Source organism: Polynucleobacter sp. 35-46-11 (assembly GCF_002281105.1).
Window position 1 is genome coordinate 1 of sequence record NZ_NCFJ01000050.1, and the last position, 13,487, is coordinate 13,487.

Annotated in this window: 8 protein-coding genes; 6 read left to right on the forward strand and 2 right to left on the reverse strand. The window is 46.6% G+C overall.

Annotation, left to right across the window (positions count from 1 at the left end):
* The 3 genes from B7Y67_RS05940 to B7Y67_RS05950 all read left to right on the forward strand — a co-directional run.
* Positions 1 to 333, forward strand: a 333-nt coding sequence (locus B7Y67_RS05940; protein WP_293597840.1) for a TMEM165/GDT1 family protein, incomplete at its 5' end; no start/stop codon positions are given.
* A 32-nt stretch (positions 334 to 365) separates the two neighbouring features.
* Entirely contained in the window at positions 366 to 2,975 is a 2,610-nt protein-coding gene (gene pepN / locus B7Y67_RS05945) for an aminopeptidase N (RefSeq protein ID WP_293597841.1), read from the forward strand.
* A 63-nt stretch (positions 2,976 to 3,038) separates the two neighbouring features.
* The gene (locus B7Y67_RS05950) at positions 3,039 to 4,049 is read left to right on the forward strand and encodes a class 1 fructose-bisphosphatase (protein WP_293597842.1); all 1,011 of its coding nucleotides are present in this window, start codon (positions 3,039 to 3,041) and stop codon (positions 4,047 to 4,049) included.
* 103 nt (positions 4,050 to 4,152) lie between these two features.
* Here the strand turns inward: B7Y67_RS05950 and cphA (B7Y67_RS05955) are convergent, their stop codons facing one another.
* Both cphA (B7Y67_RS05955) and cphA (B7Y67_RS05960) read right to left on the reverse strand, forming a co-directional pair.
* Complete coding sequence (gene cphA, locus B7Y67_RS05955) at positions 4,153 to 6,723, reverse strand: cyanophycin synthetase (RefSeq protein WP_293597843.1); 2,571 nt, start codon at positions 6,721 to 6,723, stop codon at positions 4,153 to 4,155.
* Positions 6,724 to 8,916, reverse strand: coding sequence for a cyanophycin synthetase (gene cphA, locus B7Y67_RS05960; protein ID WP_293597844.1), 2,193 nt, complete (start codon positions 8,914 to 8,916; stop codon positions 6,724 to 6,726).
* A 234-nt stretch (positions 8,917 to 9,150) separates the two neighbouring features.
* On the opposite strand from cphA (B7Y67_RS05960), the gene B7Y67_RS05965 reads away from it, so the two are divergent.
* From B7Y67_RS05965 to B7Y67_RS05975, 3 genes are all read left to right on the forward strand, one after another.
* Positions 9,151 to 11,469 carry an ABC transporter ATP-binding protein gene (locus tag B7Y67_RS05965; RefSeq protein ID WP_293597846.1) on the forward strand — a complete coding sequence of 773 codons (2,319 nt, stop codon included), beginning with the start codon at positions 9,151 to 9,153 and terminating at the stop codon, positions 11,467 to 11,469.
* On the forward strand, positions 11,466 to 11,942 hold the full coding sequence (locus B7Y67_RS05970) for a DUF1854 domain-containing protein (protein WP_293597845.1): 477 nt from the start codon (positions 11,466 to 11,468) through the stop codon (positions 11,940 to 11,942). The genes B7Y67_RS05965 and B7Y67_RS05970 overlap by 4 nt, the downstream gene beginning before the upstream one ends.
* A 220-nt stretch (positions 11,943 to 12,162) precedes the next feature.
* On the forward strand, positions 12,163 to 13,161 hold the full coding sequence (locus B7Y67_RS05975; protein WP_293597847.1) for a tripartite tricarboxylate transporter substrate binding protein: 999 nt from the start codon (positions 12,163 to 12,165) through the stop codon (positions 13,159 to 13,161).
* The last annotated feature ends 326 nt before the right edge of the window (positions 13,162 to 13,487 follow it).

Below are 13,487 nucleotides of genomic sequence, written 5' to 3' on the forward strand. Positions count from 1 at the left end.
ATTGGACTTTGGCTCCTGGTGCCTGACCATATTGATGATGCATCAGGTTCAAAAGTGGCTGATAGAGCCTTCCAGGTATTTATGCTGACGGTTGGACTCTTTTTTCTGGCTGAGATGGGGGATAAGACCCAGATCGCCACGATCGCCTTGGGCGCGAAATATTCCGATGTCTTTTCTGTGACAGTTGGCACCACTTTGGGGATGATATTGGCTAATGCCCCGGCTGTTTGGATTGGTCAGAAATTCACCAAACGCATGCCCATTAAGTGGGTACATGCTGTAGCCGCAGTAACCTTTATTGCTATTGGTGTAGCTACCCTTATTTGGGGTTAGGTCGAATTTTCTATGGGGCTTAAAATTGCCCTATGAAAACTGATCTGCCACAGAGCTTTCGCAGGCTCGAATACCGCGCTCCCAATTACACCTTTTCACAGGTTGAGCTAGACATTGCTTTAGATCCCGCTAGGACGATTGTAAAGAGTCGCCTTGAGGTTCTGCCTGGTGCTAGTCATGAGGCGGGTTCGCCTTTAGTATTGCAGGGTCACGAACTCGAGTTTGTGAGTTTGCGCATCAATGGCGAAGCCCATCGCCAATTTGAGCTCACACCAGAATCCCTGACTATTCATGCATTGCCTGATGAGGGTAAGCAGACATTCATCGTTGAAATCATCTGTGTTTGCGTGCCCGAGAAAAATACCTCGCTCATGGGCTTGTATGTCTCCAATGGCAATTTCTTTACCCAGTGTGAAGCTGAAGGATTTAGAAGGATTACCTACTTCCTCGATAGACCAGATGTCATGGCGCGTTATCGTGTGACCCTGCGCGCTCGTGAGGCGGAGTGTCCAGTCTTATTATCAAACGGCAACCTGATTAGCACTGAAAAATTGCCGAATGGTTGGCATAGCGCCGTCTGGGAAGATCCGTTTCCAAAACCGTCTTACTTGTTTGCCTTGGTTGCCGGCAAATTGGAATGCATTGAAGAAACCATCACCACTAGTAGTGGTGCAAAAAAGTTATTACAGATTTGGGTTGAACCTCACGACTTGAAAAAGACCCGTCATGCAATGGATTCTTTAATTGCATCAATTCATTGGGATGAAAAACGCTACGGACTTGAATTGGATCTCGAGCGCTTCATGATTGTGGCGGTCAGTGATTTCAATATGGGCGCAATGGAAAACAAGGGGCTCAATGTTTTCAATACCAAATTTGTACTCGCACAGCCAGAGACGGCAACAGATGCTGACTTCGCCAATATCGAGAGCGTCGTGGCTCACGAGTACTTCCATAACTGGACCGGTAATCGGGTTACCTGTAGGGATTGGTTTCAGCTTTCTCTTAAAGAGGGCTTGACTGTATTCCGGGATCAAGAGTTTTCTGCAGATCAAATGGGTAGCGAGTCAGGTAGGGCAGTTAAGCGCATTGAAGATGTGCGTTTATTACGCCAACTGCAGTTCCCCGAAGATGCGGGCCCAATGGCGCATCCAATTCGTCCAGACGAGTACCAAGAAATCAATAATTTTTACACCGTGACGGTGTACGAGAAGGGCGCTGAAGTTGTGCGCATGTATCAAACGCTATTGGGTGTTGAGGGTTTCCGTAAAGGCATGGATCTTTACTTTAAACGCCATGATAGTCAAGCGGTGACTTGCGATGATTTCTTGGCAGCGATGGCTGATGCTAATGACCGCGATCTATACCAATTTAAAAATTGGTATAGCCAAGCAGGTACCCCAAAAGTTAAGGTGGAAGAGTCCTATGACGCGGATAAAAAGGAATATCAAATTACCTTGACGCAAAGGCCTTCGACAAATGTGGCTCAGAAAGATAGCAAGCCTTTTCATATTCCACTGAAGATGCGTTTGCTAACACCTGCGGACGATCAGGTGGAGACTTTGTTGGAGCTGACTCAGACTCAGCAAACCTGGACTTTTGATCAGTTATCTAGTCATCCAGTGCTATCGATTAATCGTAATTTCTCAGCTCCAATTCATTTAGAATTTGATCAAAGTGAGGCTGATTTGCTCACCATGTTCTCGAGCGATGATGATGCCTTTAATCGCTGGGAGGCGGGTCAGAAGCTTGCAATGCAAATGATTCTGGGCAGTCGCCTACCTGATAAGGCATTGCTTGAAGCTTATCGCACTCTCTTGACTGATCCGGATCTGGATCCTGCATTTAAAGATTTGGCGCTGACCTTGCCTGCGGAGACCTACTTGTATGAGCAGTGCGTTAGTGTGGACCCCCAGCAAATTTATACTGCCCGCCGCGCTTTCCGCCACGCTATTGCAAGTGAGCTGCGTATCGAGTGGGCTGCCCAATATCAGCAGATGCAAACACCGGGACCATTTAATTCTGATGCGGTCAGCGCTGGTAAGCGTTCCTTAAAGAATCTCGCACTCAGCATGTTGCTCGAAGCGGATCCGCTGATCTGGGCACCAATGGCGGTCAATCAATATCAGAATGCTGACAATATGACTGACCGATACGCCGCCTTGGCCGGTTTAGTGATTCATGGATCGAAATCAGCAGCAACTTGTTTAGATGATTTCTATACACGTTTTGCTGATGATGCTTTGGTGATAGATAAGTGGTTTGCATTGCAATCCAGCAGGCCGCCAGTAGCTAATGCTGAATCCACCTTGAATGAAGTCAAACGCTTGCGTGAGCACGAAGCTTTCAAAATGAATAACCCCAATCGGGTTCGTAGCGTCATTCATGCGTTTTGTATGAATAACCCCGCCAGCTTTCATCAGGTGGATGGAAGTGGTTATGCATTTTGGGCAGAATCGGTTCTTGCTTTAGATTCAATTAATCCTCAAGTTGCTGCTCGCTTGGCCAGAGGCCTAGATCGCTGGCGTCACTTTGCAAAACCTTACCAAGATCACATGCTGGCGGCCCTTAAGCAGGTGGATGCCTGCGAAACCCTCTCTGCAGATGTGAAAGAGGTGGTTTCTAAGGCTTTGGCGAATTGATTGGTTCAGAACAAGGCAAAATAGAGCCAATACAGAAATAAACCCATTCCGGAGAAACTCCTTTTGAGCGCTTCAAATACTTTTAATACCAATTTCAAGCAATACCTATCATCAGCCAAGGTGAAGGGCGCAGATATCCCTGCGGGCCTACAGGAGCTTTTGTTTGCGGTTGCTGATACCTGCTCTACCTTGAGTCACGAAGTGGCGCAAGGAGCCTTGATTGGCTTATTGGGTTCTGCTGGTACAGGCAATGTCCAAGGTGAGGTCCAGCAAAAGCTAGACGTCATTGCCAACGATTTATTAATTGATGGCGTACAGGGATGTAAGTCGCTAGCTGGACTAGCATCTGAAGAGATGGAGTTGCCGCTTCCAGTCCAGGGCACCGGTGATTACTTGTTGCTATTCGACCCATTGGATGGCTCATCCAACATCGATGTGAACGTATCTATCGGCACTATTTTTTCTGTACTCAAGAAACAAGTTCCTGCAGCGCCATTGCAGACCGAGGATTTCTTGTTATCTGGTCGTCACCAGGTGGCTGCAGGTTATGTTGTCTATGGCCCACAAACCACTATGGCATTAACTTTGGGTGATGGCGTTGTCATGTTCACTTTAAATAAAGTGACCGACGAATTTGTTTTGATTAAGCATGCGGTTGAGATTTCTCATTCAACCAAAGAGTTCGCCATCAATATGTCGAATATGCGTCACTGGGCCGAGCCCGTGCGTCGCTATGTAGATGAGTGCTTAGCCGGCGTGAGTGGTGAACGCGATAAAGATTTCAATATGCGTTGGATTGCATCCATGGTTGCCGATGTTCATCGGGTCTTATCCCGCGGCGGTATCTTTATGTATCCATGGGATCAGCGTGAGCCACATAAACCGGGCAAGCTGCGCCTGATGTATGAGGCAAACCCCATGAGTTTCTTGGTGGAGCAGGCTGGTGGTGCATCGACTAATGGTGATAAATTGATTATGGACATGGTTCCAACTGAACTCCATGAACGTGTCTCCGTCATGCTGGGATCCAAAGAAGAGATCGAGCGTCTACAGCATTACCATTCTCTGGCTTAATCCATTTTCTGCAATTAGCGGCAGTAAGACTAAATAAAAAGCCCAATCACTGATTGGGCTTTTTTATTACTTTATCAAATTTACTCAGAGCTGGGATAAGGAGTTAAGGTCGCACCTTCTCTTTAAGGTAGGCCAGAGATTCTTCTACTTGGTCAATTAGGATGAGGCAAATATCGCCAGCAGACAAATCATTGAGTGCGGTATCAATCGCGAGAAATTCGCCGGTAATTTCTTTAACCTGTTTAGCTTTCTTAGTCCCTACCAAGCCTTCTTGAAGAAGCTTGAGAACCTCTCCATCTTCGCGGCCACGTTGGCACTGGTCTTGATAGAGAATGACATTGTCAAAGCTATTGCCAAGAATACGGGTCAAATCACGAATATCTTCATCACGACGATCGCCAGCGCCGCTAATGACTACATGGCTCTTCTTGGGCTTCATGCACTCAATCGCGCTTGCTAAAGCACGCATGGCATCTGGATTGTGACCATAGTCAGCAATTACCGTAGCGCCTTGATGTTGAAATTGATTGAAGCGTCCTGGCACTGCATTGGCAGTGCTTTCAAAAGAGTGAAGTCCGCGTTCAATATTGGCGGCATCTAAGCCTAGGGCCCAGGCCGCACCAATGGCGGCCATAGCATTTTCCACTTGGAAGCCTAAAACACCATTTTGAGTCAATGGAATTTCGCTCACAGGGAAACGGAAGAGGATGCGCTCTCCTTTAGAGCAGACGATGTCAGCGCCATCAAAATAAATTACTTTTTTATTCTTAGCGCGATGAGCTGCAATTACGGGATGGTGTTGATTTTGTGCAAAGAAAATTACTCGACCTGTACAAACATCACCCATTTTTACGACTATTGGATCGGCTGCATTCAAAACTGCAGCACCTGTTGGTGCTACGTTCATCACAATGACGCGTTTCAGAATCGCCAGATCCTCTACGCTAGTAATGTAATTGAGGCCTAAGTGGTCACCTTCGCCAATATTGGTAACAACGGCAACTTCACAGCGATCAAAGCCAAGACCTTCACGAAGCAATCCGCCGCGAGCTGTTTCCAATACAGCGGCATCGACATCAGGGTGCATAAGGACATTGCGGGCACTCTTAGGTCCACTGCAATCGCCAGAATCAATAAGGCGATGGTTGATATAAACACCATCGGTTGTAGTCATGCCCACCCTTAAGCTAGTCTCATTGAGCAAATGAGAGATGAGGCGAACAGTGGTGGTTTTGCCATTGGTTCCTGTAACAGCTATAACTGGAATGCGACCATCTTCACCTAAGGGGTACATCATGTTGACAATATCTTCACCCACGGGGCGGCTCTTGCCATAGGAGGGCTTGAGATGCATTCGAAGGCCTGGTGCAGCATTGACTTCCACAATGCCGCCACCCTGCGGTTCTAAAGGCTTATAAATAGCTTCACAGAGGATATCGACGCCAGCAATATCCAGTCCAATCATTTGTGCTGCAGCAATTGCACTGGCAGCAACATCAGGATGGACATCATCAGTGACATCAGTAGCCGTACCGCCTGTACTCAGATTGGCGTTGTTACGCAAGAGAACCCGTTCACCAGTTTTTGGAACGTACTGGGGGGTGAGCTTGTTGCCCGCTAAGTGTGCAAGAGCAATATCGTCAAACCGAATCTTCGTCAATGCCGTTGCATGGCCATCACCACGTAATGGATTTTTGTTTTCTAGCTCTACCAGGTCGGCGACGCTGTGCTTGCCATCGCCAACCACCTGAGCTGGCTCACGACGTGCGGCTGCAGATAAGCGATTGCCAACCACCAGCAAGCGATAGTCGGCGCCTGGAAGATAGCGCTCCACAATGGTTTCTCGACCAAACGCTTGGGTAACTTCAAAGCCTGCGCGAACTTCCGCTTCCGTTTGAATGTTGGCAACAACACCTTTTCCCTGATTGCCATCTTTTGGCTTCAGAACAATTGGACCGCCAATTTTTTGCGCAGCGCGCCATGCATCATCAGCGGAGGTAACTACCTCGCCAATTGGGACTGATACTCCTGCAGCAGCTAAGAGATTTTTAGTGAGCTCTTTGTCTTGGGCAATTGCTTCTGCAATAGCGCTCGTGTCGCTGGTCTCGGCAGCCTGAATACGTTTTTGCTTGCTACCCCAACCAAACTGCACCATGCTACCCTCGGTCATGCGGCGATAGGGGATATTTCTTTGCACGGCAGCATCAACGATAGATCCGGTGCTTGGTCCTAAACGAACATCTTCATACAAGGCCTCTAATTCTGAGAGGGCCGCAGCTAAATCAAATGGCACATCATTGAGGGTTGCCTGGATTAATCCAAATGCAAAATCAAAAGCCATGCGCCCAACAACTTCTTCGGTGTACTCCACCACAATTTGATAGACGCCAACATCGACAGTTTGTACTGTGCGACTGAAGGTGACTGGACATCCCGCTTGTGACTGAAGACCTAAGGCAGCATGTTCTAGCGCATGTGCAAGAGAGAGGATTTCATTATGTCCACCGCGACGCATGCTTCCTAATTGAGGAAAGCGCTCACGAATCTTATTTTCGAATTGGGGGATTGAATCGATTGATCGCTCTGTTTCATCGCAAGAAACAATTGCCTCTAGGGCGGTATGGCGGCTCCATAAATTTGGGCCGCGCAACATGCGAATACGGGTGATTTCCAATTAAGTACCTGCAGCAATGTTGGAGTTGGAAACGAATGTTTCAACTCCAGCTTCTATAACGTTGAACGGAATATCTAAAGCCCAAGCAGCTCCGATGGCCGCTGCAAGGCTTAAGTTTGGAGCCCAGTCAAGAGATGAACCCTGAACGGCTGGCGGAATAGGGATAACTAATGCATCCAACTTACCCTGCTTGAGGGTAATCACAGATGGGCTCACAATGATTGAGCGACCATCTTTTTCTTGGTGGGCAGTTATGACAGAAGAGTTTGGGTCTTGAGAGAAATACATCACTTCACCCTTGCTGAGTTCAGCCATTTTTACAATTATGGCAACATCAGCATTTAAGACGCTAGTGCCTGTCGGCAATACGACATCTACTTGAGTGCGAACCACGTTAAATAGTTGATCCTCTTCGGTGATGTTGTGCTCCGGAAAGAGTTTAAGCGGATCAATGTTGAGAACGATGCCAACTTGACACTGGTCATAGGCAAGTCCCTCTAGTAAAAGAGATGCATTGTCATTTTCAATTACAGCAACTTCAATGGCTCTATTTTGTAGGGTGCGTCGTGCATTTTCCCAGTGGGAAGAAGAGTTTTGCTTGATGGTGCGACTGCCAAAATACAGGCCATTATTCGTAGAGAGGCCAACATGCATATTTGTTAGTCTAATAAAATGGGCGACCATTTCAGCAACAACTGTTCTTCCAGCATTTCCGCTGATCCCAACGATAGGAATCCTAAAATCGTAGCCTGGAGGAAATAAATGGTTTGCAATCTCCTCGCCTACAGGCTGGGGTTTGCCGCTCGCGGGCTTGAGGTGCATTAATAAACCGGGGCCAGCATTCACTTCGACGATGGCAGCATTTTGTGACTCTAGTGGCTTACTAATATCTTGGGCGACGAGATCAACACCAGCAATTTCTAATCCAACTACGCGCGCAGCCAAGGCAACCTGATGTGCTACTTCAGGATGAACTAAATCTGTAACATCAAATGCTACATTGCCATTGCTTTGAATGAGCACCTTTTGATCGATGCTCGGGATACTGTCGCCTGCCAATTTCTGGCGTGCGAGCTCGAGCTCAACAGCTGAATCAATGCGCACTGGATTGAGTGGGCATTCTTCTGTAGTGCCTCGACGTGGGTCTGAATTAATCTGAATCTGAATGAGTTCAAGAACGCTATGTTTACCATCGCCTGTAATCCAAACGGTTTCACCTTTAGCGGCAGCTACTACTTTGTTGCCGACTACTAGCAGGCGATGTTCGTCGCCAATGATGTGGCGTTCTACTAAAACTTCACTACCTTCCTCAATTGCTACAGCGTAAGCCGCTTCAATTTCTTGTTGGGTATAAAGGTTGATAAATACGCCACGACCATGATTACCATCAATTGGCTTCACAACGACTGGTAAGCCAATGTCCTGTGCAGCTTCCCAGGCATCATCTGGACTGCTAACAGTTCTACCTTCGGGGGTTGGGACCCCCGCGCTTGCGAGTAGACTTTTGGTAAGGTCCTTATCACGCGAGATGGTTTCTGCAATGGCGCTAGTTTGATCAGTTTCAGCTGTCCAAATGCGTCGTTGTTTAGAGCCGTAGCCAAGCTGTACTAAATTGCCACTAGATAATCGAATGTAGGGAATTTCTCGAGCTGTTGCGGCATTGACGATGCATGCTGTGCTGGGTCCAAGACAGAGGTCGTCACTTAAATCACGTAGCTCTTCAATAATCTTTTCTCTTTGCGCAACGGCATCACCGTTATCTTGAATTAAGGTAAGGAGAAGATCGCGCGCAAATTTAAAGGCCTGCAATGTCACAGCCTCTTCAGTAGCGCTCACAATCACCTTATAAACGCCTCGGCGACCTCCGTCACGCGCTCTACCAAACCCACCTGCAATACCGGCTAAGTTTTGAAGTTCAATTGTGAGGTGTTCAAGAATATGCCCAGGCCAAGTTCCTTCCTCAACGCGTTTTAAAAATCCACCAGGCTCTCCGTAGCTGCAACGGTGCTCATGCAAGCTGGGAAGGCACTTGCTAAGACGATCGTAAAAGCCAGGAATTAAATCCGATGGATAGTCCTCTAAGTCGCCAATATCAATTAAAACCTCAAGAGCAGGGTTATAGCTCCACATATTGGGGCCGCGAAGATGCCTATGGCTCAGGATTTCAATGGTTTTATCTAGTAATTGGGGCATATGTGGAATGGGGAATCTCGGCGCCACTTCAGGAAGCGAGGGCGGGGATGACTCAGACTATCTCTCAGGTTCTAGTAATTATTCAAAATCCACAAAATTAGTAAAAATACATAAAAAAGACTATTTCGATAATTTAACGGCTTTCCACCCCTGAAAGTTGACAGCGCCGTTAAATCTTAGAAACCTAGCTCCACTATACTTTTAGGACTAATGAAGCCCGAAATTTCCCCGTCTATGCCTTCCATACCCATTCAATGGGTTAGTGCTTTAGAGGCCGCCCAGTCCACAATAAACGGGCTGGACTCCATACTGGCATGGGTTGAGCTTGATCTTGACGGTGGAATGCATTTTGAAAAAAGCCTACTTTGCTTGATCCCATCAGGCCTATTTTGGACTGATGGCACCCACTCAGAATTCTGGCCTATTAGCTCTGGGGCTCATCTTTTGCATGGAGATCACGCAGGAGTGGGTCATCTGAAATTGGAATCTGACATCCATTTACTTAGGCTTTGGCATTTCACTTTGGCGGTTAATCCCCAGGTATTACGCTTACAGGCCACTTATAAGCAATTAATCAAGGGTGAGCGGATAGGCCAAGAGTCTGAGGTTTCCGAATACGATAAGCAGGTTTGCCCAGTTTGTTTAAGCCCTAAGCCCGCTAATTCAGAAGCTTGCCCTAGCTGTGAACCTGAGGAGGATGCACCTCCATCCACTTGGACTTTATTTAAGTTATGGCGTTTTGCACGCCCATATAAAAAACAGCTTTTGCTAGGTTTCGTGCTGACTTTGCTGTCAACCGGGGCCACGCTCATCCCACCTTATCTGACGATGCCCTTAATGGATCACGTGTTGATTCCATACGAAAAAGGCAATCCGATTGATTTTGATTTGGCCAGCAAATACCTATTTGCCTTATTTGGTGCGGCTATCGTTGCATGGGGCTTAGGCTGGTGGAAAACCTACCTGCTTGCATTGGTGAGTGAGCGTATCGGTGCTGATTTACGCAACACTACTTTTGAGCACTTGCTCAAATTGTCTTTGGAGTACTTCGGCGGAAAAAGAACGGGCGATTTAATTGCGCGTATTGGAGCCGAGACAGATCGTATTTGTGTATTTTTATCTTTATATGCCTTGGATTTTGCAACTGACGTCATCATGCTTACGATGACTGCAGCGATCTTGGTTTCAATAGATCCCTTGCTTGCTTTAGTGACGCTCGCGCCATTGCCATTTATTGTGTGGATGATTCATGTGGTGCGTGACAAACTCCGCTTTGGCTTTGAAAAGATTGATCGCGTTTGGTCTGAAGTGACCAATATTTTGGCGGACACGATTCCAGGTATTCGGGTTGTCAAAGCATTTGCTCAAGAAGATCGTGAGCTCAAGCGTTTTGTGGATTCCAATAAACACAATTTGCAAATTAATGATCGCGTCAATCGTGTCTGGGGTTTGTTCTCTCCAACAGTCACACTGTTAACTGAAACTGGCCTCTTGGTGGTGTGGGGTTTTGGCATTTGGCAGGTGGCACATCAAAAAGTCACCGTGGGTGTTTTGATTGCTTTCTTGGCCTACATCGGGCGCTTTTATATTCGACTGGATTCCATGAGTCGAATTGTTTCTCATACGCAAAAAGCAGCAGCTGGCGCTAAACGTATTTTTGATATCTTGGACCATGTCTCTAGTGTTCCGGAGCCAATTAACCCGGCACCATTAGGTCGAGTGGAGGGTCGTATCGCCCTAAGGGGCGTGGGTTTCCGCTACGGCAACCGCGCTGTTTCCAAAGGTGTCGATTTGGATATTGCTCCCGGAGAAATGATCGGCCTAGTTGGGCATAGTGGTTCTGGTAAGAGCACTCTAGTGAATTTGATTTGTCGTTTCTATGACGTGAGTGCTGGCTCAATTACATTGGATGGACGCGATATTCGCAGTATCAAAATTGCTGACTATCGAATGCGTATTGGTTTAGTTCTACAAGAGCCATTCTTATTCTTTGGCACGATTGCAGAAAATATTGCTTACGGAAAACCAGATGCCACTCGTGGAGCAATTATTGAAGCAGCGCGAGCAGCTCATGCGCACGAATTTATTCTTCGCTTGCCGCTAGGTTATGACTCATTAGTGGGCGAGCGTGGTCAATCTCTTTCTGGCGGTGAACGTCAGCGTATTTCTATTGCTCGTGCACTATTAATCAATCCAAGTATTTTGATTTTGGATGAAGCCACTTCCTCTGTTGACACTACAACTGAAAAAGAAATTCAGCGGGCTTTAGATAACCTGGTGAAAGGCCGGACGACGATTGCAATTGCCCATCGCCTCTCCACTTTAAGAAAAGCAGATCGCTTGGTTGTGCTGGACAAAGGTGAGATCGTTGAAATTGGTTCTCATGACGAGTTGATGGAGGCGCAGGGCGCTTACTACGCTCTCTACCAAGCTCAATTGCGTCACGCCGCAGAATTGGTTGAGGGCGGCGCCATTGGTGAAAGTATTGATGAGGACGAACGTCAAGAAGAGCCTTTGCAAGTGATTGCCAAAGAAATTGGGGGCGGGGTATGAGTAATTATCAAAAGCCACACACGCTTGAGCGTGATGCCCTTGGCCGTCTAATGTTCATAGACGCTACTGGAACCAGTCACTCTGGAGTCTATCCGGTAAGAGCATTTCCGATTACCGAACCAGACGCAGGAATCTCGATCATGGATCAGTCTGGCAAAGAGTTATGTTGGTTTGATGGCGTTGCCGCCATCCCAGGAGCTGAGTTAGCTCTGATCGAAGAAGAATTGGCTGCTCGTGAGTTCATGCCCGTGATTGAAAAAATTACCCGGGTATCCACTTTTGCCACCCCGAGTATTTGGGATATTGAAACTGATCGTGGTCCAACCAGAATTCGCCTGAAAGGCGAGGAAGATATTCGCCGAATTGCTGGTAATACGCTTTTGATTGCCGACTCCAACGGCTTGCAATTTTTGATTAAAGATTCCACAAAGCTCGACAAGCTCAGCAAGAAGCTCTTGGACCGTTTTCGCTAGTAGCTGGTGTTGCAGTAAATCCCAGGCTTCTTAGATGGTGGCGATTAAATTATTTACTAGGGTTACTACTAATTTGATTGGTGTAAGCCCTAGGTGTCCATTTAAAAAATGTTGATGGTAATCAAGAGATCTGCACTGATAAAGATCAAAAATCATTACACACTAAACAAAAGCCAAAGTAATATTGGTATACAAATTTTTTGGAGGAGCGTTCATGAAGATGAAGTTAAAAGGGGCATTGATTTCCACCGCATTAGCCCTCGGTGCTGCTGGTGTTTCACCTGCTTTTGCTGCTTGGGAGCCAACCAAGCCAGTTGAGTTCATCATCCCTGCCGGTCCTGGCGGCGGTGCTGACCAAATGGCTCGTATGATCCAAGGCATTGTTACTAAAAATAACTTGATGAAACAGGCCATTATCCCTGTGAATAAGGGTGCTGGTGCAGGTGCAGAAGGCTTTTTAGCAATGAAAGAAGCAAAGGGAGATCCTAATAAGATCATCATCACTTTGTCTAACTTATTCACTACTCCGTTGGCAACTGGCGTTCCATTCAATTGGAAAGAAATTACTCCAGTAGCAATGTTGGCTTTGGACCAGTTCGTATTGTGGACAAATGCTGATAAGCCATACAAAACAGCTAAAGAATATATCGATGCCGCTAAAGCAGCTGGCCCAGGTAAATTCAAAATGGGTGGTACTGGCTCTAAGCAAGAAGACCAAATTATTACTGTAGCTCTTGAGAAGGCAACTGGTGCTAAGTTCACTTATCTGCCTTTCAAAGGGGGCGGCGACGTTGCTGTTCAGCTCGTTGGTAACCATATTGAGTCTTCAGTAAACAACCCAATTGAAGCTGTTGCTCAATGGCGTGCTGGCAAGTTGCGTGCTCAGTGTGTGTTTGATGACACTCGTATGCCATACAAAGAGAAGATCACTCCAACACAATCTTGGAGCGATGTTCCAACTTGTAAAGAAGTAGGTGTTCCAACTGATTACGTGATGTTGCGTGGTATTTTCATGGCTCCTGGTGTAACTCAAGAGCAAGTTGATTTTTATATCAACTTGATGAAAAAAGTACGCGAGACACCAGAGTGGAAGAAGTTCATGGCTGATGGCGCATTTAACCAAACATTCATGACCGGTAAAGAGTTTAATAACTGGTTGACTTTGAATGAAGCTTTACACAAGCAGTTGATGGCTGAAGCTGGTTTCTTGGCCAAGTAAGAGTTGAAAAAAGAATTGGGACCTCTGCGAGGAGGTCCCATTTTTTTGAGTGCATTATCAATAATTATTAAAAACAAAGCAGTATTAATTAACCATTTATTAGTGAACGAAGCACATGTCCGAACATACAAATAATTCAAATCAAGAATCAGTGATCAGTGTCAGAGCGATGGATATCATCACTGCCCTCTCATTCATTGTCGTGGGTCTTGTTGTAATGACCGGCAGCTTGAAATTGGGTGCTAGCTGGGGTAGCGATGGTCCAGAGGCCGGCTATTTTCCCTTCTATATCAGCCTAATCATCATGCTTTCAAGCGTGGTAACTC